This window comes from Bradyrhizobium sp. IC4059 (genome assembly GCF_020193615.1).
Classification (GTDB): Bacteria; Pseudomonadota; Alphaproteobacteria; order Rhizobiales; family Xanthobacteraceae; genus Bradyrhizobium; species Bradyrhizobium yuanmingense.
The window spans coordinates 23,953-47,370 of the sequence record NZ_JADYVH010000023.1 but is presented as its reverse complement, the minus strand read 5'-3'; the positions used below and the strand labels follow the sequence as shown (position 1 = coordinate 47,370).

28 protein-coding genes are annotated in these 23,418 nt (G+C 64.8%); 11 read left to right on the top strand and 17 right to left on the bottom strand.

Annotated features, from left to right (window positions below; translation table 11 throughout):
- Positions 1-1,151, top strand: a 1,151-nt coding sequence (locus I6F12_RS36515) for a hypothetical protein (protein ID WP_225158492.1), incomplete at its 5' end; no start/stop codon positions are given.
- A gap of 120 nt (positions 1,152-1,271) precedes the next feature.
- Here the strand turns inward: I6F12_RS36515 and I6F12_RS36510 are convergent.
- The 3 genes from I6F12_RS36510 to I6F12_RS36500 form a co-directional block, all read right to left on the bottom strand.
- Positions 1,272-1,544 (bottom strand): hypothetical protein, encoded by a 273-nt coding sequence (locus I6F12_RS36510; RefSeq protein WP_035998968.1) that lies wholly within the window; start codon positions 1,542-1,544, stop codon positions 1,272-1,274.
- A gap of 252 nt (positions 1,545-1,796) precedes the next feature.
- A complete protein-coding gene (locus I6F12_RS36505; protein WP_035998908.1) occupies positions 1,797-2,015 on the bottom strand; it encodes a hypothetical protein in 219 nt (72 codons plus the stop codon).
- Positions 2,016-2,050: 35 nt separating this feature from the next.
- Positions 2,051-2,293: a hypothetical protein gene (locus tag I6F12_RS36500; RefSeq protein WP_225115171.1), complete on the bottom strand. Its 243-nt coding sequence runs from the start codon at positions 2,291-2,293 to the stop codon at positions 2,051-2,053.
- Between the two features lie 142 nt (positions 2,294-2,435).
- Here I6F12_RS36500 and I6F12_RS36495 point away from each other — a divergent pair, with 142 nt between their 5' ends.
- Positions 2,436-2,861: a DUF5413 family protein gene (locus tag I6F12_RS36495; protein WP_035998913.1), complete on the top strand. Its 426-nt coding sequence runs from the start codon at positions 2,436-2,438 to the stop codon at positions 2,859-2,861.
- 58 nt (positions 2,862-2,919) lie between these two features.
- Positions 2,920-3,462 carry a DUF4112 domain-containing protein gene (locus tag I6F12_RS36490; protein WP_085972009.1) on the top strand — a complete coding sequence of 181 codons (543 nt, stop codon included), beginning with the start codon at positions 2,920-2,922 and terminating at the stop codon, positions 3,460-3,462.
- A gap of 239 nt (positions 3,463-3,701) precedes the next feature.
- Here I6F12_RS36490 and I6F12_RS36485 read toward each other — a convergent pair whose 3' ends face one another.
- The 4 genes from I6F12_RS36485 to msrA form a co-directional block, all read right to left on the bottom strand.
- Positions 3,702-3,995, bottom strand: a complete 294-nt coding sequence (locus I6F12_RS36485; protein WP_024337713.1) for a hypothetical protein — start codon at positions 3,993-3,995, stop codon at positions 3,702-3,704.
- Between the two features lie 212 nt (positions 3,996-4,207).
- Positions 4,208-4,372, bottom strand: coding sequence for a DUF3309 family protein (locus tag I6F12_RS36480; RefSeq protein WP_035998916.1), 165 nt, complete (start codon positions 4,370-4,372; stop codon positions 4,208-4,210).
- A gap of 110 nt (positions 4,373-4,482) precedes the next feature.
- Positions 4,483-4,902: a peptide-methionine (R)-S-oxide reductase MsrB gene (gene msrB / locus I6F12_RS36475; RefSeq protein WP_109142549.1), complete on the bottom strand. Its 420-nt coding sequence runs from the start codon at positions 4,900-4,902 to the stop codon at positions 4,483-4,485.
- A gap of 30 nt (positions 4,903-4,932) precedes the next feature.
- Positions 4,933-5,637 (bottom strand): peptide-methionine (S)-S-oxide reductase MsrA, encoded by a 705-nt coding sequence (msrA, locus tag I6F12_RS36470; RefSeq protein WP_225158491.1) that lies wholly within the window; start codon positions 5,635-5,637, stop codon positions 4,933-4,935.
- Between the two features lie 247 nt (positions 5,638-5,884).
- Here msrA and I6F12_RS36465 point away from each other — a divergent pair, with 247 nt between their 5' ends.
- A complete protein-coding gene (locus tag I6F12_RS36465) occupies positions 5,885-7,573 on the top strand; it encodes a caspase family protein (protein WP_225158490.1) in 1,689 nt (562 codons plus the stop codon).
- 6 nt (positions 7,574-7,579) lie between these two features.
- Here the strand turns inward: I6F12_RS36465 and I6F12_RS36460 are convergent, their stop codons facing one another.
- The 7 genes from I6F12_RS36460 to napE all read right to left on the bottom strand — a co-directional run bounded on the left by I6F12_RS36460 (position 7,580) and on the right by napE (position 14,673).
- Positions 7,580-8,959, bottom strand: a complete 1,380-nt coding sequence (locus I6F12_RS36460) for a lipase family protein (RefSeq protein WP_225158489.1) — start codon at positions 8,957-8,959, stop codon at positions 7,580-7,582.
- A 157-nt stretch (positions 8,960-9,116) separates the two neighbouring features.
- Positions 9,117-10,232: an ATP-dependent RecD-like DNA helicase gene (locus I6F12_RS36455; protein WP_035998929.1), complete on the bottom strand. Its 1,116-nt coding sequence runs from the start codon at positions 10,230-10,232 to the stop codon at positions 9,117-9,119.
- A gap of 267 nt (positions 10,233-10,499) precedes the next feature.
- The gene (locus I6F12_RS36450) at positions 10,500-11,153 is read right to left on the bottom strand and encodes a NapC/NirT family cytochrome c (protein ID WP_035998932.1); all 654 of its coding nucleotides are present in this window, start codon (positions 11,151-11,153) and stop codon (positions 10,500-10,502) included.
- Positions 11,150-11,620 carry a nitrate reductase cytochrome c-type subunit gene (locus tag I6F12_RS36445; RefSeq protein WP_035998936.1) on the bottom strand — a complete coding sequence of 157 codons (471 nt, stop codon included), beginning with the start codon at positions 11,618-11,620 and terminating at the stop codon, positions 11,150-11,152. The genes I6F12_RS36450 and I6F12_RS36445 overlap by 4 nt, the downstream gene beginning before the upstream one ends.
- Positions 11,617-14,130, bottom strand: coding sequence for a nitrate reductase catalytic subunit NapA (gene napA / locus I6F12_RS36440; protein WP_225158488.1), 2,514 nt, complete (start codon positions 14,128-14,130; stop codon positions 11,617-11,619). The genes I6F12_RS36445 and napA overlap by 4 nt, the downstream gene beginning before the upstream one ends.
- A 16-nt stretch (positions 14,131-14,146) precedes the next feature.
- On the bottom strand, positions 14,147-14,461 hold the full coding sequence (locus tag I6F12_RS36435; protein ID WP_109145636.1) for a chaperone NapD: 315 nt from the start codon (positions 14,459-14,461) through the stop codon (positions 14,147-14,149).
- Positions 14,462-14,487: 26 nt separating this feature from the next.
- Positions 14,488-14,673 carry a periplasmic nitrate reductase, NapE protein gene (gene napE, locus I6F12_RS36430; RefSeq protein WP_018318384.1) on the bottom strand — a complete coding sequence of 62 codons (186 nt, stop codon included), beginning with the start codon at positions 14,671-14,673 and terminating at the stop codon, positions 14,488-14,490.
- A gap of 230 nt (positions 14,674-14,903) precedes the next feature.
- Here napE and I6F12_RS36425 point away from each other — a divergent pair, with 230 nt between their 5' ends.
- The 5 genes from I6F12_RS36425 to I6F12_RS36405 all read left to right on the top strand — a co-directional run bounded on the left by I6F12_RS36425 (position 14,904) and on the right by I6F12_RS36405 (position 19,158).
- A complete protein-coding gene (locus I6F12_RS36425; protein ID WP_225158487.1) occupies positions 14,904-16,109 on the top strand; it encodes an LLM class flavin-dependent oxidoreductase in 1,206 nt (401 codons plus the stop codon).
- 331 nt (positions 16,110-16,440) lie between these two features.
- The gene (locus I6F12_RS36420; RefSeq protein WP_345944205.1) at positions 16,441-17,325 is read left to right on the top strand and encodes a DUF3618 domain-containing protein; all 885 of its coding nucleotides are present in this window, start codon (positions 16,441-16,443) and stop codon (positions 17,323-17,325) included.
- Positions 17,326-17,336: 11 nt separating this feature from the next.
- Positions 17,337-18,014, top strand: coding sequence for a hypothetical protein (locus tag I6F12_RS36415; protein WP_036022119.1), 678 nt, complete (start codon positions 17,337-17,339; stop codon positions 18,012-18,014).
- The gene (locus tag I6F12_RS36410) at positions 18,011-18,427 is read left to right on the top strand and encodes a phage holin family protein (RefSeq protein ID WP_036022122.1); all 417 of its coding nucleotides are present in this window, start codon (positions 18,011-18,013) and stop codon (positions 18,425-18,427) included. The genes I6F12_RS36415 and I6F12_RS36410 overlap by 4 nt, the downstream gene beginning before the upstream one ends.
- Positions 18,424-19,158 (top strand): hypothetical protein, encoded by a 735-nt coding sequence (locus tag I6F12_RS36405; RefSeq protein WP_225141251.1) that lies wholly within the window; start codon positions 18,424-18,426, stop codon positions 19,156-19,158. The genes I6F12_RS36410 and I6F12_RS36405 overlap by 4 nt, the downstream gene beginning before the upstream one ends.
- Before the next feature lie 84 nt (positions 19,159-19,242).
- Here the strand turns inward: I6F12_RS36405 and I6F12_RS36400 are convergent, their stop codons facing one another.
- From I6F12_RS36400 to I6F12_RS36390, 3 genes are all read right to left on the bottom strand, one after another.
- The gene (locus I6F12_RS36400) at positions 19,243-19,722 is read right to left on the bottom strand and encodes a DUF2269 domain-containing protein (RefSeq protein ID WP_225126236.1); all 480 of its coding nucleotides are present in this window, start codon (positions 19,720-19,722) and stop codon (positions 19,243-19,245) included.
- On the bottom strand, positions 19,722-20,996 hold the full coding sequence (locus I6F12_RS36395) for an SDR family oxidoreductase (protein ID WP_225158486.1): 1,275 nt from the start codon (positions 20,994-20,996) through the stop codon (positions 19,722-19,724). The genes I6F12_RS36400 and I6F12_RS36395 overlap by 1 nt, the downstream gene beginning before the upstream one ends.
- A gap of 156 nt (positions 20,997-21,152) precedes the next feature.
- Positions 21,153-22,058: a LysR family transcriptional regulator gene (locus tag I6F12_RS36390; RefSeq protein ID WP_225158485.1), complete on the bottom strand. Its 906-nt coding sequence runs from the start codon at positions 22,056-22,058 to the stop codon at positions 21,153-21,155.
- Positions 22,059-22,159: 101 nt separating this feature from the next.
- Here I6F12_RS36390 and I6F12_RS36385 point away from each other — a divergent pair, with 101 nt between their 5' ends.
- Together I6F12_RS36385 and I6F12_RS36380 are read left to right on the top strand one after the other, a co-directional pair.
- Positions 22,160-22,426, top strand: coding sequence for a hypothetical protein (locus I6F12_RS36385; RefSeq protein ID WP_225158484.1), 267 nt, complete (start codon positions 22,160-22,162; stop codon positions 22,424-22,426).
- A gap of 197 nt (positions 22,427-22,623) precedes the next feature.
- The gene (locus I6F12_RS36380) at positions 22,624-23,397 is read left to right on the top strand and encodes a helix-turn-helix transcriptional regulator (RefSeq protein ID WP_225158483.1); all 774 of its coding nucleotides are present in this window, start codon (positions 22,624-22,626) and stop codon (positions 23,395-23,397) included.
- Positions 23,398-23,418 lie beyond the last annotated feature (21 nt).

Below are 23,418 nucleotides of genomic sequence, written 5' to 3'. Positions count from 1 at the left end.
CACCTGGCCCCGCCGCCCCGCCGCCGGAGCCGCCGGCCGGCCGCGATCGCCAGGGTGGGCGGCGTCCGCCCGACGTCGGCCCCCCGCCGCCGCTGCCGTCCTCACCCGGCGTGCGCGGCTTCCGCGACATCACGGCCGACGCCAACGATCTCGGCGGTGCCGCCGCGCAGGCCAGCCGCGCCGCGCGCCGCACCTACGCCAACGTGCCCTCGCCCTCGCCGGAATTCGACCGGCTGGAGCCGAGCCTGGAAAACCGCGCCGGCGAGACCGAAGCGCCCTATTCCTACGACGAGTCGATCGAGGAGGCCGAGCGCTACGCGCCGCAGCCGCCGTCGCCGCGTCCGCGCATCGCCCCCGATCGCGACGTCAAGAAGCGCGCCCGCACCGGCTCCGCCTTTCCGTTCAAGAGCGCGATTGCCGTCGGCATCGTGCTCATCCTGGTCGGCGCCGGCATCCTCTGGGGCAAGCAACTGGTCCAGATCGTCAACGGCTTTCTCAAGCCGTCCGCGACGCAAGTTGCTGACACGCCGACGACGCCGGCGCAGCCGCAGAGCAAGCCCAAGATTCCTGATCGCGTCGGTCAGCCCTCGGCGGACCAGCCGGTCGCGCCGGTGGCGCAGAAGGTCGTGCTCTACGACGAGGATCCGTCCGATCCGAAGGGCAAACAATATGTCGGTTCGGTGGTGTGGCGGCTCGAGCCGATCAAGGCCTCCGGCAACCAGAAGGCCGACGTCGCCGTGCGCGCCGACATCGAGATTCCCGACCGCAAGTTCAAGATGACGATGTCGTTCCGCCGCAACACCGATTCCTCGTTGCCGGCGAGCCACACGGCGGAGCTGACCTTCATCCTGCCGCAGGATTTCCCCGGGGGCAGCGTCTCCAACGTGCCGGGCATCTTGATGAAGTCGAACGAGCAGGCCCGCGGCACGCCGCTCGCCGGCCTCGCGGTCAAGGTCACCGACGGCTTCTTCCTGGTCGGCCTCTCCAATGTCGATGCCGACCGCGCCCGCAACGTCCAGCTCCTGAAGGAGCGCTCCTGGTTCGACGTGCCGCTGGTCTACGCCAACCAGCGCCGCGCCATCATCGCCATCGAGAAGGGCGCCCCCGGCGAGCGCGCCTTCAACGACGCCTTCGCGCAGTGGGGCGATTGAGGCTCTTCTGTCATTCCGGGGCGCGCGTAGCGCGAACCCGGAATCCATTTCACCGCGTACATGCCGCGCGATGGATTCCGGGCTCGTGCTTCGCACGCCCCGGAATGACGTCCGAGAGGACTACTGCGCCGCGGCTTCCCGCTTGCGCGATGCCGCGGCGGCGGCGTGCTGGCGGTCCATCACGGCGCGGCAGCCGGGGCTGACCTGCGCCTTGTTCCGCACCATGCAGGCGGTGATCCGCGGGATGTCGGGAATCTCGCTGGAGCACAGCCGCATGGCGTCACCCGAGCACATCTGCTGGGCTTCTTGCGTGAAGGCGAGACTGGGTGAGGTCTGGAGAGCGAAGGTGGTGGCGACTGCGAAGAGCGAAGCGATGGTCTGAAGGCGTGTCATGTGGAATGGATCCCCGAGTTCCCTTAAGGCTTGAGCCGCTTGGTTTTGGGGCGCCGCACGCGGCTTGATCTGCCGCATGTCGCAGCCTTCACATCGGGAGCTTCGATCCCGCGTGTGGTCGCTCGACTTCTTGATGCTCGAATCGAAAGTGCTGCGCCGCCCGAGCGAAGTATGCGCCATTGTCACGCGCCCGCAATGGCCGGCACAAAGGAATTCGCAATTGTTGCACGCCAGTCACGTCGCGCGATCGGATCAGCCGATCGGAGACGCTTGTTCCTCATCGCTCGCGCCGAGAGCGGCGGCGTGCTCCTCGACAGCGGTAACGCCCTTGGGCGTCAGCTCGAACAGATCGCCGTCTTTCATCACGTAGCCGTCGGCGATCAATTGCCCCATCTTGCCCTGCGGGTCGTCGGCAAAGGCAACGGATTGGCTGATGTCCCGCAGGATCGAGAGCTCTTCGTCGTGCAACATGGCGTCACTCTCCGTTCGCGGGTATGGGTCCGTCCTCACATGCCGTGGCTCTGAAACACCTTGCTGCAGGACTTCGACAGCTTGGCCCGGTTGGCTTGCAGGCAGCTCTGCACCGCGCCGTCATTGCCGAGGTCCTTGCGGCAGAAGCGCTGGGCATCGCGCGTGCAAGCCTGCCGCTCCTGCGGCGTGCCCATCTGGCCTTGGGCCAGCGCGGGTGCCGTCGGCAGGCTGCTCAGGGCCGCCAGCGCGATCGTCGCCAGGAGAAATTTGCGGGCCATCGGCGGCTCCAGTCTGCCAGGGGTCAATTCAGGTCCAGCATGAACTCATCGCCTTGCCACTTGTTCCCCTTAAGGAGCCCGGCGCCCGCTGTTCAAGGTTCCCGCTGCGCTGCTATAACGCCTGCAGAGTGTGAGGTGCTTGATGAAACGCTATCTGGTATTTGCGCTGGTCGTCCCATTCATCGGCGGGTTCCTGCTGCTGCTGACGACGACCTACCAGTCCGGCTATTGGGCCCAGACCAACCTCGGCGAGGTCGGCAAGCTGTTCGCGGTGTTCTTCAAGACGCTCCAATACAGCTACCTGTTCGGGTTCTTGCCTGCCCTGATGATCGGCGCAGTCGATGACATCCTGATCCACATCCGCCGGATCGGGCCGGTCTTGCGGATGCTCCTGGTCGGCCTGTTCGCCTTCGCTCTGGCCTCGCTCACCCACAGCTCGCGCGGGCCGGATTCGGGCGCGGTGCAGTTCATCCTGTACGGGCTCGTCGGTTTCGTGCCGGCGGTGATTTCATCCTGGCTGGTGCATCGCTACGTCGAGGAGCCGCAAGCCGCGCCGGTGCCGACCTGACGCGCGGCGTTCGGGCGCGGCCGCAACCTCCGCCGCGCTGGCGCGTTCACTGAAGGCCATGGCCATGCAAGACGACGACATCCTCGCTCCGCGCAAATCCCGTTCCGGGAGCGGCTCGCATGCGCGCTTTTCGCGCGACGAGGCGCGCGGCCCGATCATCGATCAGGACGGCCACGAGATCAGGCCGGAAAGCCTGGAGCAGGGATTTCGCGAGTTTCGTTTCGAGTTCGGTCAAGGCAGCCCGTTCGGCAATCTGACGCGCGAGCAGCGGATCGCGCGGCTCGAGGCGATCGCCAAGCTGCTCGACGTCGCCTTCATCCTGCCCGGCACCAACATCCGCTACGGCATCGACGGGCTGATCGGATTGATTCCCGTCGTCGGCGACGTCATCACCACCGCGATCTCGCTGTGGCTGGTGCGCGAAGCCCGCGCGCTGGGCGCGCCCTGGCACATCACGGCGCGCATGCTCGGCAATGTCGCGGTTGACGGCGTGGTCGGCCTCGTCCCGTTCGCGGGCGACGCCTTCGACGTCATGTTCCGCGCCAACACGCGCAACGTCCGCCTGCTCCAGCGCTGGCTGGAAAAGCAGCCGCGGATGTAGCCTGGCTGAGAGCGCTCGCCGCGAGTCCGACTGGTCGACAATGCGCTCGATCTCCCTGCGTAGTCATTGCGAGCGCAGCGAAGCAATCCAGAATCTTTCCGCGGAGGGACGCTGGATTGCTTCGCTGCGCTCGCAATGACGGATGAGAGATAGCGGGTGAGAAAGCCCCCAAACACAAAAGGCGCGACGACCTTTCGGCCATCGCGCCCTCTGCGCACATCGAACTTTGTTGCGAAAGCTTACGCCGCGTCGGCGTCGGTCTCCGCGGCCGGGGCCGGCTTGGGCCGGCGGGGCAGCGGGAAGGCATCGCTCTCGTACAGCGAGCGGATGCCGTTCTGGTCGAAGCGCGCTTCCTCGACCTGAAGATAGGCGCCGTTCAGCGAGTCCGTCGGCAACTGCTCCATCGCGAACTGCACGGCCTCGGCCGCAGTGCCGAACCGCCGATAGGTGAAGCCCGCGCGCTTCTTCTTGCGGATGGCGGCGGGGAAGAGCTCGGCGGAGGTGTTGAAGTTGAACGGACGCAGTGGACGCATGGTCAAAGACCTCGTGATCTTCTCTGGGGCTTTAAGCGCGTGGGGTTGGGGAGGGCAGGGGCCGCAATCGAGCGGGCCCGCCGCATGTCGTTGTCGCCCTCTAATATAGGCCGATTTGACAAAAATGCGACCCCCGCGATGCGAGATGATGAATCAGCGCATGGCAGCCCCGCGGGGACGAAACCTATCGATATTTCAAAGGCTTATGTGACTTAAACTTTGCCAAGAAGCAGCAGCACGACCAGGATGACCAGCACGACCCCGCCGATCCCGATGCCGGAATGGCCAAGGCCGTAGCCGTAGCCGCCGAACCGGCCGGACAGGCCGCCGACGAGATAGATGATCACCAGGATGATCAGGATGGTCCCAAGCGCCATTGGCATCCTCCCTGGCGGCCACCGAAATGCGATGATCGGCCGCACCGCCAGAGCAGAAAAGCACATCGCGCCGCCGGGTTCCATGGGGGAACCCGGCGGCGGGCTTGGGTTTATTTGGGCTCGAGCTTCAGGGCCGCGGAATTGATGCAGTAGCGCAGGCCGGTCGGCCCGGGGCCGTCGGGGAAGACGTGGCCGAGATGGCCGCTGCATTTGGAGCAGAGCACCTCGGTGCGGATCATGCCGTGGCTGGTGTCCCGCTCCTCGTCGATGTGGCTCTCGATCGCGGGCTGGGTGAAGCTCGGCCAGCCGCAGCCGGAATCGAACTTGGCATCCGACTCGAACAGCACATTGCCGCAGCCGGCACAGACATAGGTGCCGGCACGGTGGTCGTGCTCATATTCGCCCGAGAAGGGACGCTCGGTCGCCTTCTCGCGCAGCACGGCGTATTGCATCGGCGTCAGCTCGCGCCGCCACTGCTCTTCACTCTTGATGACCTTGTCGTCGGTCGCTTTCGTCTTGGTGTCGGGCATGGGTCTCCCGTTGCTTTGGGGATCTCGCGATCAGTTGGTGGCCTTGCCGGCATTCACCAGCGTCGGCTTCTCGATGTAGTTATCCGCGAACAGCTTTTTCAGGTTCTCGACCTTCGGGATGTCGTTGAAGGCGATGTAGGGCTGGTTCGGGTGCAACGTCATATAGTCCTGGTGATAGGCCTCCGCCGGGTAGAACGCCTCCAGCGCGCCGACCCTGGTCACGATCGGCTTGTTGAACACCTTGGCGCCGTTGAGCTGGGCGATATAGGCCTCCGCGATCTTCTTCTGCTCGTCCGACGTGGTGAAGATGGCCGAGCGATATTGCGGGCCGACGTCGGGACCCTGGCGGTTGAGCTGGGTCGGGTCGTGCACCACCGAGAAGTAGATCTGGAGGATCTTGCCGTAGGAGATCTTCTTCGGGTCGTACTTGATCTCGACCACCTCGGCATGGCCGGAGCGGCCGCTCGACACGGTCTTGTAATCGGCGGTCGCCTTGGTGCCGCCGGCATAGCCGGAGACCGCGTTGACCACGCCTGCGGTGTGCTGGAAGACGCCTTGCACGCCCCAGAAGCAGCCGCCGGCGAGCACGGCGGTCTGGACGCCGCTCGCGGGCGCCGCGTCCAATGTAGGGGCTGGGATCACGACCGCCTCCTCCGCGGCCCGCGACGGCATCACGAAAGTCAGCGTCAGGGCGGTGGTTGCGGCGAGCAGGGTGGCGAGGGCGGTTCGGCGCATGGCATCCTCTTTCGGAAGGGCTGACAGTCTAGGGCGGTCGGGACCGGGCGAACAGCCTGCCCGGCCGCGTTTTCGCATCATCCGAGATACGGGCCGTACCGCAGATTGTTACGCCGGGGCGGACACGAGACCGTGAGGACGCGGCTGACGCGGCGACGGGCCGGCTTGGCGGGATGCGGAACTCCGCGCTAGATGAACCGGCGCGATCGATGATCGACCAAATGGTGGCTGGAGCTGGCCTGACAACATGCTGCGCGTCGTACTCCTGATCCTGGCCGTCCTCGCCGCCGGCACTTGCTTTGCCGCGGCCGATCTCCGAGCCGGCGACGATCTCGCTTTGTGCCGCGACCGCCAGGCCGACCTGCAGGCCCGCGCCGCCGCCTGCGAGAATCTGCTGAGCGCCGATCGCCTCACCGCCAAGGACAAGGCGATCGCCCTGTCCGCGCGTGGCAATGTCCTGCTAAACAAGCGCGACCATGTCCACGCGATCGAGACGCTGGCCATGGCCATCGACCTCGATCCCGACAACGTCGTCGCGCTCAACTTGCGCGGCCTCGCCTATGAGCGGAGCGGCCAGGAGGATCTCGCGATGGCCGACTACAACCTCGCGCTCCGGAAACGCCCGGCCTATGGCGTTCCCTACAACAACCGCGGCGTCATCCACGCACGCCGCGGTGCGCTGCAGAGCGCGATCGACGATTTCAGCCTGTCGATCAAGTACACGCCGAAATTCCTGCTCGCCTGGACCAATCGCGCCCGCGCGCGCACGCTGATGAAGGATTTCGACGGCGCCATCGCCGATTTCGCCGAGGCCGAGAAGATTGATGCGGCTGCGCCGCAGATCGCCGGCAACCGCTGCGTCACCTACGGCATGATGGGCAAGTTCGACCGCGCCCTGGCCGATTGCAATGGCCTGATCGAAAAGCAGCCCAGGAACGCGTTCGCGATTAACAACCGCGCCGACCTCAACATGATGAAGGGCGATCTCGACGCGGCGCTGAAGGATTACAACACGGTCATCCAGATCAACCCGAACAATGTCCGCGCCCATTCCGGCCGCGGCCAGATCTACGAGCGCAGGAAGGATCTCGCGCAGGCCCGCGCCGATTATCGCGCCGCCGCCTATTCGCTGACGAGGTTCGACGAGACCGAGGTTGCGCGCGCCCGCGCCATCGCGCAGGAGCGGCTCGCCGCCCTGACGCCGAAGGAGGCGGCGAGCGCGACGACCGGCCGTCGCGTCGCGCTGGTGGTCGGCAATGGCGCCTACAAGAACGTCCATGCGTTGCCCAATCCGCCGCGCGACTCGAAGCTGATCGCGGGCGTGCTGCGCGACCTCGGCTTCCAGACCGTGATGGACACCAGGGACCTCACCCGCGATGCGTTTTTCCAGACGCTGAAGGCCTTCGCCGAGGAAGCGGAAAAGGCCGATTGGGCCATGGTGTATTATGCCGGCCATGGTTTCGAGATCGGCGGGGTGAACTATCTCGTTCCGGTCGACGCCAAGCTCACCGCCGACAAGGACGCCGAGACCGAGGCCGTCGCGCTCGAGCAGGTGATCGCCGCGGTCGGCGCGGCGCGAAAAGTGCGCCTCGTGGTCCTCGATGCCTGCCGCGACAATCCGTTCGCGCCGGCCATGCAGCGCACGCTGTCGCTGAAGCTGGTCGAGAAGGGCTTTTCCAACATCGAGCCAGGTGCGGGCTTCATGGTGGTCTACGCCGCCAAGCACGGCCAGACCGCGATGGATGGCGATGGTAGCCCCAACAGCCCGTTCGCCACCGCGCTCGCGCGCGAGATCAAGCAGCCGAAGGTCGAGATCCGAAAATTGTTCGACATCGTCCGCGACGACGTCTGGGCCGCGACCAGGCACGAGCAGCAGCCGTTCACCTATGGGTCGCCGCCCGGGCGGGAAGATTTTTACTTCGTCGCGGGGAAATAGCCGCGCTCACGCCAGCGAATTGAACCAGTCGAACGCCGTCGCGTGTCCATTCAGAACGGCCGCTTCGCCATAGAGGCTCGACAGGAACGTGCCGCGATGGCTTGCGCCATTGACCGCGACGCCCGCGGCGAAATGCCCGCCGGCGGCGATTGCGGGCCGCACCAGCCGGGGATGCAGCGCCTCATCGGCCAGCCCGTAGTAAAATCTGATCGGGGAATCGTACTGCCAGTACGTCGCACCATTGCCACCAAGGCGGCGCAGCAATGCGCTGTTGGTCTCGTTGGTGAAGCGATCGAAGAAGCCTTCGACCAGGAAATCGCCGGCGGGCGGAATGCTCTTCGCGATCTCGCCCTCGAGGCTGTAATCGGACCAGTATTTCTCCGCGAAGGCTTGATATTGGGGCTTGACCGCCGTCTTGAACAAGTCGGTCAGCCCGTAGTAGCGGCGATAGCTGCCGAGCAGGACGATCAGGCAGGGTGTGATCCAGGCCGGCGGCATCGGGTAGGAGGTTTCCGAGGCCGGAATATAGGCCGTGGGGTTCGTCCAATAGTGAAAGCTCTCGGCGAGATCATTGAACGGACTCTGTGTGGCGGTCGCCCGCACCTTGATGCCGCGGCGCTGCAGCTCCTGTTTCAGCCACTGCGTGTTCAAGGCGCCTTGCGACCAACCGTTCAGGAACAGGTTTGATTGGCGCAGGCTCAGTGTCCGCAATTCGTGCAACCCTGCCGTCAGGATGTCGAGGCAGCATTGCACCGTCGCGCCCTTCACCGCATAGGCTTCGCTCCGACCGTTGCGATAAGGGCCCTTGCCGACATAATCGGCCGCGACGACCGCATAGCCGTTGCCGGCGAAGCGCTGGATATTGAACAGGGTCTCGATCGAATCGACATTGTCGCGCAGCTCGTAATTTTCGTCCTTCAGCCGCAGCAGGTTCGACGGGACCTGGTCGAAGGAGAGGATCGTGCCGTGCTGCCATGACAGGAGCGGCAAGGTGCCGCGCGCGCCGACCGGAACCGCAAGCAGGCCGCTGACCTTGACGCGTTCTCCGGTATCCGGGATGCGCGTGAAGGTGACGATGCGCCGCAGCTCCACGTCGTTTCGTGCCGCATATCTTTCGGGAAAGGCAGCTGGCAGGATATTGCCTTCGTTGAAGACGGCATAGAACTTTGCGGCCAGCGTATTGAGCCGTTCCTTGTAGACGCGCACAGGCTTGCCCGCATCCGTGCGTCGTACCTGCGTCGGCAATGCAAAAGCGGTTTCCGGAATTGTGGTCGAGAGCGCAAGGCCCGCTGCCGCGCTTCCGGACTTGAGGAAGCTCCGGCGGCTCACTGCAACATCATCGAGCCGGCGATCGAGGTCATCAGGCTTTGTCGCGCGAGAGGTCATGCGTTCCACTCCGAAGCAGATCGCAAGCTGATACAGCACAAAGCCTAGCGGGCGGTGAACGCACCTAGTCGTGGGTGCTCATTGTGCGGGTCCGTGGCCCGGATGAGCGCAGCTACAAGCGGCGGATATCGCTACGCTCATCCGCGCTACGGCAGCTTCATACCACCACGCTCAGCCGTTTCGCGGCACGCGTGATGCCGGTATAGAGCCACCGCGCCCGCGAATCCTGGAACGCAAAGCTCTCGTCGAACAGCACGACGTCGTCCCATTGCGAGCCCTGCGATTTGTGCACGGTCAGGACGTAGCCGTAGTCGAACTCGTCATAGGGCTTGCGCTGCTCCCAAGCGATCTGCTCGACGCCGCCCTCGAAGCAATCGGCGCGCACTGAGACCTTGGTCACCTTGTGACCGAAATCCTCATCCGGCGACAACCGCATTGAGAGGATGCGCGATTTCGATCGCGAGGTGTTGCGCGACTTGACGCGCCACAGGCCACCATTGAACAGACCCTTCTTGCGGTTGTTGCGCAGGCACACCAGCTTGTCGCCGGCGACCGGGAACTGGTCCTCGATGTTCTGGCGCTGGCGCACCCGCATGTTGTAGGCGCGGCGCGTGTTGTTGCGGCCGACCAGGATCTGGTCGGCGCCCATGACGCGATCGGGATCGAGCTCCTTGCGCGAGACGACCTCGCTCTCGCCGTAACGGCCAATGTCGAGTTCGCGTCCCTCGCGGACGTCCATCGACATCCGCACGATCGGATCGTCCTGGGCCTGGCGATGCACCTCGGTCAGCATCGCGTCCGGCTCGGAATTGGTGAAGAAGCCGCCGCCCTGGATCGGAGGCAACTGCGCGGGATCGCCGAGCACCAGCAGCGGACAGTCGAACGACATCAGGTCGCGCCCCAATTCGGCATCGACCATCGAGCATTCGTCGATCACGATCAGCTTCGCCTTCGACGCCGGCGCATCGTCCCACAATTCGAAGCTCGGCTGCTCCTCGCCGGATTCGCGGGCGCGGTAGATCAGCGAATGGATGGTGGAGGCGCCGTCGCAGCCCTTGTTGCGCATGACGAGGGCCGCCTTGCCGGTGAAGGCGGCGAACTTCACCTCGCCGTCGACGCCCTCGGCGATGTGCCGCGCCAACGTGGTCTTGCCGGTGCCGGCAAAGCCGAACAGGCGGAACACCGGCGGCGTGCCGCCCCGTCCCGGCTTGGCCTTGAGCCAGTCGCCGACGGCCTTGAGCGCAGCATCCTGATGCGGGGTGAAAGTGGCCATGTCTGTCTTGAGGGAGCGGCGAATGAGGCGATTCGCCTTCCCCCAAAACTAACCATTCGCCCCGCTGGTTCAAGCGCGGGCCCGTCGCATTTGAAGTCCGTTCCCGGCCGCCATCCTTCGAGACGCCCGCCTTTGGCGGGCCCTCAGGATCAGGGCTGAGTGCGCGGCGGCATTTTTGGCGGGCAAGATGCCGTTGAGCCTCATCCTGAGGAGGCTGCGAAGCAGCCGTCTCGAAGGACGAGGCGTTCACTCAGGCGTCGCCAAACCCTACTGCCAGCCGGGAACGCCGCGCATGTCGGGCAGCTGGTGGGCGATGCCCTTGTGGCAGTCGATGCAGGTCTTTTCCTTGGTGAACAGGAAGCGCTGGTGCGCCACCGAGGCCCGCGGCGACTGCTTGGTGATGTCCATGGAATCGGCGCTGTGGCAGTTGCGGCATTCCAGCGAGTCGTTGGCCTTGAAGCGCGCCCATTCGTGCGCGGCGAGCTCGAGCCGGTGATCCTGGAATTTCTCGCGGGTGTCGATCGTGCCGAAGATCTTGCCCCAGACCTCCTTGGAGGCCTGCATCTTTCGCGCGATCTTGTCGGTCCAGTTGTGCGGCACGTGGCAGTCCGGGCAGGTCGCGCGCACGCCGGAGCGGTTGGTGAAGTGGACGGTCGACTTCAGCTCGGCGTAGACATTGTCCTTCATCTCGTGGCAGCCGGTGCAGAACTTCTCGGTGTTGGTGATCTCCAGCGCGGTGTTGAAGCCGCCCCAGAAGATCACTCCGGCGACGAAACCGGCCAGCACCAGGGTGCCGAGCGCGAACACCGAGCTCGGCCGGGTCAGCACCTGCCACAGCTCGAGCAGGAACGCCCGGCTGCGCGCGATGACGCCGCGCTTGGCATTCAGCTCCGCGTTGGGATCGTCGGCAGTCGTCGTCATCTGCGGCCACCCGGGCTTGCGCGTGACAGCAGCGTGTCGATGTCGGTGAAATCGTTGCTGACCGGAGGATTGGCGGTGTTCTGCGGCACGTGGCATTCGGTGCAGAAGAAGCGGCGCGGCGAGACCGAGGCCAGGAACTGGCCGTCGCGATCCATGAAGTGCGTGATCGACACCATCGGCGCCTGCGACTCCGCCGTGCGCGCCCGTGCATGGCAGGACAGGCATTTGTTGCCGTTGAGGTCGACCTGGTAGCCGTCGATATTATGCGGGATGACGGGCGGCTGCTCCGGATAGTTGCGCACCTCCTTCTCGGAGGTGTTGCGGTTCGGCAGCATCGGCGGCGCCGGGCCCTCGTCGTTGAGCGGGGTCGGGCCGCGCAGGCCGGAGGTCACCGTCTGAGCCGTCAGCGAGCTCGTGCCCGCTGCGATCGCGAAGGCGAGCAGGATGATTGCGGATCGTTTCATCATGACATGTTCACCCGCTCGATGCGCACGGCGCATTTCTTGAAGTCGGTCTGCAGCGAGATCGGATCAGTGGCGTCGAGCGTCACCTTGTTGATCAGCTTGGATTCGTCGAACCACGGCACGAAGACGAGGCCGCGCGGCGGCCGGTCGCGGCCGCGCGTCTCGACGCGGGCGCGGATGAAGCCGCGGCGGGAGACCACCTTCACCTCGTCGCCGCGGCGCAGCTTCGCCTCCTGCGCATCGTCCGGATGCATGAAGCAGACCGCTTCTGGAAAAGCCTTGAACAGTTCGGGCACGCGGCGCGTCATGGTGCCGGAATGCCAGTGCTCCAGCACGCGGCCGGTCGAGAGCCAGTAGGGATATTCGTTGTCGGGCGATTCCGCCGGCGGCTCGTAGGGCAGCGCGAAGATGCGGGCCTTGCCGTCGGCATGGCCGTAGAACTGCACGTTGGTGCCCTGCTTGACGTAGGGGTCGCTGCCTTCGCGGAAGCGCCACTTGGTCTCCTGGCCGTTGACGACGGGCCAGCGCAGGCCGCGCTCCCGGTGATAGGTGTCGAACGGCGCGAGGTCGTGGCCATGGCCGCGGCCGAACTGGGCATATTCCTCGAACAGGCCCTTGTGGACGTAGAAGCCGAACGCCTTGGATTCGTCGTTGGCATAGCCCGGCTCGATATCGGTGACCGGGAATTTGTCGACCTGGCCATTCTTGTAGAGCACGTCGAACAGGGTCTTGCCGCGATATTCCGGCTTCTTGGCGATCAGCTCCGCGGGCCAGACCTCCTCGATTCTAAAGCGCTTGGAGAACTCCATGAGTTGCCAGAGATCCGACTTCGAATCGCCCGGCGCGGGGACGAGCTGGTGCCAGAACTGGGTGCGCCGCTCGGCATTGCCGTAGGCGCCTTCCTTCTCCACCCACATCGCGGTGGGCAGGATCAGATCGGCGGCGAGCGCCGTCACGGTTGGATAGGCATCGGAGACCACGATGAAATTGTCGGGGTTGCGGAAGCCTGGATAGATCTCCTCGTTGACGTTGGGACCGGCCTGCAGGTTGTTGTTGACCTGCACCCAATAGGCGTTGATCAGGCCGTCCTTCAGCATCCGGCTTTGCAGCACGGCGTGCGCGCCCGGCTTGTCCGGAATGGTGCCTTCGGGCAGCTGCCAGATCTGCTCCGTGTGGTCGCGATGCTTCTTGTTGGTCACCACCATGTCCGCGGGCAGACGGTGCGAGAAGGTGCCGACCTCGCGCGCGGTGCCGCAGGCCGAGGGCTGGCCGGTCAGCGAGAACGGGCTGTTGCCGGGCGCGGAGATCTTTCCGGTCAAAAGGTGGATGTTGTAGACGAGGTTGTTGCACCAGACGCCGCGGGTGTGCTGGTTGAAGCCCATGGTCCAGAACGAGACCACTTTTGTCTTCGGGTCGGCATACAACTCGGCCAGCGCCTCGAGCCGGTTCAGCGGCACGCCCGACATTTGGGCGGCTTTCTCCAGCGTGTACTCCGACACGAACTTGGCGAATTCGTCATAGCTCATGTCGGTGGCGTCGTTGGGTTTCGCCGCGCCCGTCGCCTTCTTCTGCAGCGGATGCTCGGGCCGCAGGCCGTAGCCGATGTCGGTCTGGCCGCGCTTGAACACGGTATGTGCGGCAACGAAGTCCTTGTTGACGCGACCGGTCTTGATGATGTGGTTGGCGATGGCGTTGAGGATGTACAGGTCGGTGTGCGGCTTGAACACCATGCCGATGTCGGCGAGGTCGAACGAGCGGTGCTCGAAGGTGGAGAGCACGGCGACGCGGACATGCGGTGCGGACAGCCGGCGGTCGGCGATGCGCGTCCACAGGATCGGATGCATCTCCGCCATGTTGGAGCCCCACAGCACGAAGGCGTCGGTCGCCTCGATGTCGTCGTAGCAGCCGGCCGGCTCGTCGATGCCGAAGGTGCGCATCATGCCGGCGACCGCCGAGGCCATGCAGTGCCGGGCATTGGGGTCGATGTTGTTGGTGCGGAAGCCGGCCTTGAACAGTTTTGAGGCCGCATAGCCTTCCCAGATCGTCCACTGGCCGGAGCCGAACATGGCGACGCCGTTGGGCCCGCGCTTCTTGATCGCCTCCTTCCACTTCAGCTCCATGATGTCGAAGGCTTCGGTCCAGGTGACGGGCGTGAACTCGCCGTTCTTGTCGTACTTGCCGCCCGTCTTGCGCAGCATCGGCTGCGTCAGCCGGTCATGGCCGTACATGATCTTGGAGAGGAAGTAGCCCTTGACGCAGTTGAGGCCGCGATTGACCTCGGCCTTGATGTCGCCATGGGTGGCGACGACGCGGTTGTCCTTGGTCGCGACCATCACCGAGCAGCCTGTGCCGCAGAAGCGGCAGGCGGCCTTGTCCCATTTCAATTCGCTCTCCTTCCGCTCGGCGGCGAGGTTGGCGGCGAGCGCCGGTGCCGGCAGGCCGGCGGCGGCCGCGGCGATCGCGGCGGCCTCGAGCTTGAGCATCTGGCGGCGGTCGAGCTTCGGCGATGTCATGATGGCTCTTCCTGACTCAGGCGGTTTCAATGGCGTGGAAGACGAGCGCTGCGGAATAGACGTTCGGCAGCGACTGGATGGTGTTGAGCATGGTGCCAAGGCTGCCGGCATCCGCCGCTTCAGCCACGACGACGAGCTTTCCGCGCGTGTCGCGGGCATGAATCTCGCAGCCGGGAAGCGCTGCGATCTCCGCTTCCAGTTCGGCAAGGCGCTCGGGCCGCGCCTGCACGATGATGCTGGCGATCTCGGCGCCCGGCGGCGCGATGACGCGGTCGGCGCTGAGCATCCGGCCGGTGATCAAGGCGCGGCGGTTGAGTGTGGCGTGAGCCATGATGCCTGTCTTTCGCTGGTTGCCGATCAATGCGGGGAGGGCGGCGGGCCGGGAGGGCCGGCGAACATCTGGTAGATCCAGACGCCAAGGCCGTAACTGCCGACGGTCCCGACCGCGAGCACGGGCATCACGATCGCGGTCAGGAACAGGAAGGCGAAAATCTCCATGCGCTTACGGCGCACGCGCGACGTCGTGTCGTCAGGGGCCGACATTTTCGGTCTCTTGAAGCTGTGGGGAATCGTGACGGCATCCGGGCCGTCGCCTTGCTGCACTTTAGATACGTTCCACCCGACAGCGCGTTGATTTGGATCAATGTCGGTTGGCTGCTTCTCGCTGCGCCGGAGGATGGATCGTCTCCCACGTGGCGGAATTGCGCATCCGTAGACAGCGTCGCCTCGCGCATTAAGATGCCGTTAACAACAATAAGCGGGAGAGCGACGCCATGAAGTTCGGCATCTTCTACGAGCTGCAGCTGCCGCGGCCCTGGGCGGCCGGCGACGAACTCGCCCTTTATCAGAATGCGCTCTCGCAGATGGAGCTCGCCGACAAGCTCGGCTACGACCATGCCTGGGTGGTCGAGCATCACTTCCTCGAAGAATATTCGCACTCGCCCTCGCCGGAATCGTTCCTGGCTGCCGCAAGCCAGCGCACCAAGAACATCCGGCTCGGCCACGGCATCCTCCAGCTCACCACCAATCATCCGGCGCGGGTTGCCGAGCGCGTCGCAGTGCTGGATTTGCTCAGCAACGGCCGCTGCGAGTTCGGCATGGGCGAGAGCGCCTCGATCACCGAGCTGGAGCCGTTCGGCCGCGACATGGAGACCAAGAAGGAGGTGTTCGAGGAGGCGGTCGCGGCCATCTTCCCGATGTTTAAGGACGCAGGCTCAGAGCATCACGGCAAGTATTTCGACATCCCCTTGCGCAACGTCGTGCCCAAGCCGGTGCAGAAGCCGCACCCGCCGCTGTGGATGGCCTGCTCGCAGCTGCCGACCATCGAACGTGCCGGCCGCCACGGCTTCGGTGCGCTCGGCTTCCAGTTCGTCAGCGCCGATGCCGCGCATGCCTGGGTGCACGCCTATTACAACGCCATCACCAAGCGGCTGCACAAGCTCGCCGACTACGAGATCAATCCGAACATGGCGCTGGTCTCGTTCTTCATGTGCGCGAAGACGGATGAAGAGGCGCGCGCCCGCGCCGACGGCGCCACCTTCTTCCAGTTTGCGCTGCGCTTCTACGGCGCCGCGCAGAACCGCCAGCGCCCCGCGCCCTACACCGTCAACATGTGGGACGAGTACAACAAGTGGAAGCGCGACAATCCGCAAGCCCAGGAGGCGGCGCTTCGTGGCGGCCTGATCGGCTCACCCGACACGATCCGAAGGAAGCTGAAGCGCTTCCAGTCCTCGCACATCGACCAGGTCATCCTGCTCAACCAGGCCGGCAAGAACAGCCACGAGCATATCTGCGAGTCGCTGGAGCTGTTCGGCCGCGAGGTGATGCCGGAGTTCCAGAACGATCCGGCGCAGGCGGCCTGGAAGCAGGGCGTGATGAGCGGCGAGATCGAGCTGGAAGAGATCGATACCGAGGCTTTCACCGATCGCTACAGCAAGCTGGCGATCAACGTGGCCCCCGCGAAGGCGGCGGCGGGGTAGCCTGTAAGCAACGACAGGTCCTGCTTCCTGGTGCTGAAGCGGTGCGGTGAGCCGCGCATCAGTGCGGCGTTTTGACCCGGAGCAGACCTTTCGAACCCTTCCGCATCCAGCAATGGCTAGGCGGCCGAGGTCGCGCGCCGTTGCGCTGCTTCACGCATATCGTCGTCCCGGCAAGCGCCCAAGCGGCGCGAGGAACGATTCAACACAGCGTGAGTTCGACCTCAAATCTAAGAAACAAAGGCAAGAGGGTAACGCGATGACACGATCCGTGGAGGAGTTGAGACGCGAGTCCGAGCGTAGCCGCGCCGAGCTGGCGGCAACGGTCGGACGGTTGAAGGAGCAGATATCGGACACCGCCGAGGACATTCGCCACAAGGTCTCGCCGCAGCACATCAAATCCGAAGTTACCGAATACGTCAGCCACAAGACCCAGAGCTGGGTCGAAGGGCTCAAGCAACAGATCATGGACAACCCGATGCGCGCAGTCGCCGCGGGCGCCGCAGTCGGCATTCCGTTGCTTCGGTTGGTGCGAGGTACGCCGTTGCCACTTCTCATGATCGGCGCAGGACTCGCTCTGACCTCGAAGACGGTGCGCGATCGTGCTGCAGACGTCACCGCCCCGGTCATGGACAAAGCCGGGCACATGCTTGAGGAGGTGGCCGAGAGCGCACGGGCGATGCAGGGTGACGCCAAGGAGACGCTATCCTCCGCGCAAAGCCGAACCGCTGGCATGGCTGATGACGCGCAGGAGAAGGCCGCCGGCATTGCCGCCGATCTGCGGGAGAGCGCGGCGCGTGCTGCCAGTTTTGCGAGTGAAAAGCTCAAGAGTGGCATGAATGCAACCAGGGATGCCGCCGCGAGCGCGCCTGACCAGGCCCGGCAGGCCATTGGCGACAATGCTGCGCTCATCGGCGGCCTGGGCATCGCGATCGGCGCCATCATTGCGGCTGCTCTTCCCGAGACCAAGGTCGAAGCTAAGGTTATGGGCCGGACGAGCGACGAGGTGAAGCAGGCTGCTGCCGCCGCGGCGCAATCCGGGTTCGAGGCCGCGAAAGACGCCACCACGTCGGCGGCCGATGCTGCGGTGCAAAGGGTCGCCGATGCTGATCTCGGCACCCATGCCAGCCGCATGACGCAGAACATGGCGGACACTCTGAAGGAGGCTGCGGACGACGTGGTCAAAGCTGCCTTTAGCCCCTCTCAAACCAACACCTGAAGGAAACCATCATGAGCGATTTGGACCCGCAGAACGTGAAGCAGTTCACAAAGAACCAGGACAAGGGCACCGCGAAGGACATGAAAGAGCAGATCGGCGATGCCGGGGCGGAGATGAAGCAGCGCGCCGGCGATGCGTTCCGGGCATCGGCCGACGTCGCGCGAGACAAGTTCGGCGAGGCCGCGGATGCAGCAAAGGGCGTCGCGGACGGAACCATGGACCAGATTCAGAGCCAGGCGCGCGAACAGCAGCGATCGGGCGCCGATTTCGTCGAGCGCCTCGCGGCCAACATCCGCGAGGCCGGACGGGCTTTCGAGAGCGACGTACCGTTCGCCGCACGCGGCATCGGTTCGGCGGCGGACTATGTCGAGGATGCCGCCCAGAAGATTCGGGACGGAAGCTTCCGAGATCTTGTCGCAGGCGCGACCGATTTCGCCAAACGTCAGCCGGCCGCCTTTCTTGGCATATCGGTGCTGGCTGGCTTCGCGGCCGTTCGCTTCCTGAAGGCATCGGGCGGACAGTCGTCATCCCAAGGGCAGCGCAACACCCCCGGCAGCACGTCGGGGAGCGGGCAAACGTCGGGCGGGAGACCGTTTTCGGCGGGAGAGCAAAACTGGAATCGGGAGTCCGGGACCCGTAACCCCCATACGCAACAATCCTCATCCTTCCAGGGCAGCACGTTACCATGAGCATCGAGCGCGATATCAAAACCAGCAAAAGCGAGTTCAGGGAAATCTCGACGCTGCTCGGCGATGCCATGTCGCAGTTCGCCAAGCTGTTCCAGAACGAGATCGACCTGGCAAAGGCAGAAGTTGGCGAGAAGCTCCAGAAGATCGGCGGCGCCGTCGGCTTGATCGTAGGCGGCGCCGTTCTGGTGATCCCGGCCATCGTCATGGCCTTGTTTGCCCTCTCGGCCGCATTGATCTCCGCAGGATGGTCGCAGCCACTGTCATATCTGACATCGGCAGTCATCGCTGCGGCCATCGCCGCCGCGCTGGTGGCCATGGGCATGAACCGGCTTGATATGCGTCAGCTGGCTCCCCGCGAAACGATCGGCCAGCTGGAAAAAGACAAGGACACCGTGAAGGGAATGGTGCGATGAGCAGCACGAAAACCGGCTTTATCGACAATCTGGTAACGGCAGCCAGGGACAATCCGCTTGCCGCGGCCCTCATCGGAGGCGGCGCGCTTTGGCTACTGGCCGGCGACCAGAGGCTGAAGACTGTGGCGCGTTCCGCTGCCGAGGCCGTCGAACCTGTTGCCGATATCGGGACGCGCGGCTTCAGCTCGGCAGCATCTGCGATCAAGCGGACCGTGGCGCCGCCGACCGCCCCCGAAATGGACAACGACGGCTCGCAAGGGTTCGGGGAGACCCTGCGTGGCGCGACCGCCGCCACTTCCGATACTGTCTCGCAGGCCGCCGAGGGCGTCCGGGATCGTTTCGACGAGGGCGTCGCCTTCGCGCAGGAGCAATTCAGCAAGCTGAGCAGTGCGCTTCCGACCAAGGACACCATGACGAGTGCGAAGTCGTCACTGGCGGACATGCTGGAGCGGCAACCGCTCGTGCTGGGGGTCGTGGGCATCGCAATTGGTGCGGCCGTGGCGGGCGCGTTCCGCGCCTCCGAGATCGAGAACCAGTACATCGGAGACGTCAGCGACGACGTGAAGGCTGACCTGAACCGGCGCGCCGGTGCGGTCTCGCAGGCCCTGCGTGAAGCCTCGGACACGGTTGTCTCGGAAATCAGCGATACCGGCGCCGAGATTGTGGACCGGGTCAAGCAGGCCGGGATGGACGCCGCGGCAGCTGCCCGCGCCGAGGTGAAGGCTCCGTAGTGAGGCGAGGGAGAGCGGGGTGCGCTGGCCACGCGCCTCGCTCTGGTTGGGTGATCAGGCAGGTGGGTTGTCCTGAAGGCGAACCTAATCCCAGTATGGAATGGCCGGACGGGCGATCATCAGCCAGAAGATCATCAGCACGGCCGCGAAAGCCGGAAAGCCGAAGGCGAACCACCACCAGAAGAGACGGTGATAGCGGGCGGGCAGCTTGCCGTTGCTCGCGACCGCTGCGACGGCGAGATCGCGCATCTGCATCTGCATCCACACCACCGGCAGCCAGAAGGCGCCGATCACGAGATACAGTGCAATCGACGCCGCCACCCAGCCGTCGCCGAGGGAATACCCGCTCGACCAGGCGAGCCATGTCCCGGTGATCGGCTGCAGGATCACGGCACTCGCCGTGAACAGGAAGTCGGCCAGCACCACCGTCCGCGCGACGCCCGCGATCTCGCGCGGGTCGCCGCGCAGATGCGCCACCAGCATGAAGAAGGCGATGCCGGCCCCGGTGCCGAGCAGCACGGCAGCGCCGATGATGTGCGCCATCTTCACGAGGAAGTAGAGCATCAGCGATCCTCGCGGATGGCCATGGCGACCAGGTTGAGCATGATCACCGGCCAGATCTTCAGCATCGGTCCCAGCGGATCGGCCCACAGTCGCGGCACCAGGACGGTGCCGATCACGGCATAGGTGAGCGAGATGATCAGTGCGGCCCAGAGTCCGTAGCGGCTCAGAGGCCGCCAGAGAATGGCGATGCCGATGACGATGTCGGCGAGCGCGCCCGCGGTGACGACGAGCGCCGCGACGTTCCCTTGCAGCCCGCCTTCAAGCAGCAACGACATGCCGATATTCCAGCCCGCGCTCAGCGAGATGATGCCGGTGGCGATCCAGAACGCGCCGAAGACGCCAAAGATCAGCGGCTTGAGCGCATACAGCTGTGCAAACCAGCGTTCCTGCACCGACGCAGGCTCGCGTGCGAGCGCGACTTCGAGATCGCGCGGTGGAGTGCCGGTCAATCGACGCCAGGGCTCGGGATCGCCGGTCGCACCGCGGCGCATTTCCGCCTGTGCCGTCGTGTTGATGGGCGTTGGCCATCCCAGCATCTGCGCAACGTCGCCGGCACGATAGGCAATTGAAGCCGCCCAGCGCGGCAGCTGCAGGCGATAGGCCGGGCGCCAGCGCAGCCAGGCGCGAAACAGCGCGACCGCATCGCTGAAGGCGATCCGCCGCGGGCCGGCCAGATCGACCGCGACCCGTGAAGGCGCGCCGGGCTGCAGGAAGAACAGCACGGTCTCAACGACGTCGTCGAGATGCACCGGTTGAATCGCCGCCGTGTCCGGCATGACCGGCAGAACCGGCAGCGCCGCCAGCCCGCGCAGCAGCGCGCTGCCACCATAGGCGGGCCGGCCGACCACGACAGAAGGCCGCAGCACCACCCAATCGAGCTCCCGCGCCATCAAGGCGGCTTCGCCCTCGCGCTTGGTGCGGGAAAAATCGCTGAGCGCATCGACATTGCTGCCGATTGCCGAGAACAGGATGACCCTGCGGACCCCGGCGGTCTCGCAGGCCGCATAGAGTGCCGCGCTGCCGGCGACATGAACGCCTTGCATGTCCTGTCCCTGCAGCGCACCTGCTGCATTGATCACGGCATCGACGCCGGCGAGAAGGCCCTTCCATTTCGACGCCTCGGTGGTTCGGGCGACATCGAGCGTGATGTGGCGAGGATCGTGCGTCGTCGCGGGATGGCGCGACACCAAGATGCAGTCATGTCCTTCGGCGGACAGCCTGGCGTGGATCGCCGATCCGATGAGTCCTGTAGCCCCGACGAGAAGGATGCGCATCGACTGATCCTTCGATGAGCGGCCTGGGCAACGCCCTGATCAAGCCTTGAAGATACGGACCAATAAAGCGGGGCTGCAATCGTTCCTCGCGGGGGAACTGATGGGTTTGGCTGCAGGCAGAGAACGGACACCCCGCCCCGCGCAGCTCCCTTGAAGTCAATGGCGGATGATCGAAAGGGTACGGAGCGACGCAGCGGCGTGATCCGCGAATGCCCTCACAGCCGGTGCGGTGCGCCGGGAACCGGGAATCACGACTTGAACCGGTACGGCCGGCGGCTCATAGGCCGGAAGAAGACGCACGAGCTTGCCTGACGAAATCTCGGCTTCGACCTGATAGGATAACAGTCGAGCGATGCCTTGGCCCGATGTCACGGCGGCAATGACCGTGTCGAGATCTGTCGTCATGAGGCGCGGCATCATGCGAACCGTGTGCAAGCGACCTCGATTCTGAAAACGCAGTTCGGTCGGCCCCGCAAATCCGGAAAAGAACACGACATCGTGCTTCGGTATGTCTCGCGGATGTCGAAGCTCAGGTTGCCTGCGCAAGTAGGAAGGGCTGGCGACCAGGACGCGACGGACCGACCCCACTGATCTGACGACGAGGCGCGAGTCGCGCGGCTGACCTATCCTGACCGCAACATCGATGCCTTCACTGATCAGGTCGAGCGATCTTTCGCCCATGACGAGCTCGATACGGATCGCCGGATGAGCGTCAAGGAAGCTCGATACGATCGGAGCGACATGACGGCGTCCGAAGATGGTGGGAGCGGCTATTCGCAGGATACCGTGCAGCGGAGCCCCCTCCGTCTCGACAAGCCTGCTCATGACGGTCGAGTAGCCGTTGACCAGCTCGCGGGCGCGCTCAGCAAAGTGGCGTCCGGCATCCGTCGATGCAAGGCGGCGGGTTGTTCGCTCCACCAATCGTCTTCCGACCCTTTCCTCGAGGGCCGCAAGCGCGCGAGTGACCGCGGGAGGCGAACGCTTCAATCGCTTTGCTGCGCCTACCAGACTTCCAACCTCAACTATCGCGACGAATGTCGCAAGTTCATCGAGCCTGTCCATCGGATCATTCCCCGAAATGGAATTGTGACTTTCAGCATTAATTCTAGTGCAATTCAGGAGGTCGTAATAGCCTTCGAATGCGGTCGGCAGCGGAGGCGATCATGATCGCGGCAGCGCGAGAGGCCATAAAGGCTGATACCGCAGACGCAGTGCTCGCGTTTTTCAACGAGCATCAGTGCCCCGCCTTTGTTTCGCAACTCGTTTCGAAAGGTGCCCCCATGCCCGCAGCATTGGAATTTCTGTTGTGGTGTGTCGCGCTCGCAACGTGGCTGATGCTTCTTTGCGCGGTGGTCAGTGAGCGCTTGAAGCGGCTCTCAAAGCTTTTCAGTCATCTGCGCGAGATTGCTTTCAGGCACAGGGTGAAGTGACTCGGTGGGGCCATCGGATCAGCCTCATCTGAGAAAATCGCGACGATGCCGTCTCGAAGGGGGAGGCGCAGCGTGAGACCCGCCAATGGTGTCTGCAACAGCCGAGCGGCCCTGGGCGGCGGTGCTCGTGAGCGCGCTTCCGGTAAGATTCCGTTGCTGCTATCCTCTCGCAAAAGAGCGTCTTGCGGAGGAATACGGTGCGACCCAACGGGACCCTTGATCCGTCGGCCGGCGATGTCACGCCCGCGGTGCTCGCCATCGGCCGCTCCGATTTTCCCGATGTGCTCATCGACACGTTGCGCCGGCAGGCCGATGTCGGGCATTGCATGGTGTTCGCGTTCAGCCGGGCCGGCGCGGCAAGCTGCCTGCTCGATGCCGGCAACATCCCGATCGGCGGCGATCTCGGCGCCGCCTATGCCGGCCAGTTTCACGAAACGGATCCGAACCGCGATGCGCTGTTCGAAGGCGAGGGCGGCGCGCCGATCATGCTGCCTCGCTTCGCGCCGCGCATGTACGGCGCGCGCTACCGCAAGATCTTCTTCCAGGATTCCGGCATCGTCGACAAATGTGCGACCGCGATCTGGACCGGTGACACCTGCTTCTACGTCAACTTCTATCGGATCGCCGCGCAGGGCCGCTTCAGCGCCGCCCAGCGCGAGCGGCTCGGGGCGATCGCACCGGCGATCGCAGCCAGCGTCGCCCGCCATTTCCAGGAGAAGCCGACGTCCGATCTTGCGTCCCTGTTCGCGACGCGCATGCCGCTCTCCGCGCTCACCCCGCGCGAGCAGGAGGTCTGCCGTCATATCCTCGCAGGCTTCAGCTCGGAGGCGATCTCGCAAGGACTAGGCATCAGCCTGCATTCGACCCTGACCTACCGCAAGCGCGCCTATGAACGGCTCGGCATCTCCTCGCAGAGCGAATTGTTTGCGATCGTGCTGCGCCTGCTGACGGGTCCGCGCGGCCTGAACTAGGGGCTCCAAGTCCGCGATGTC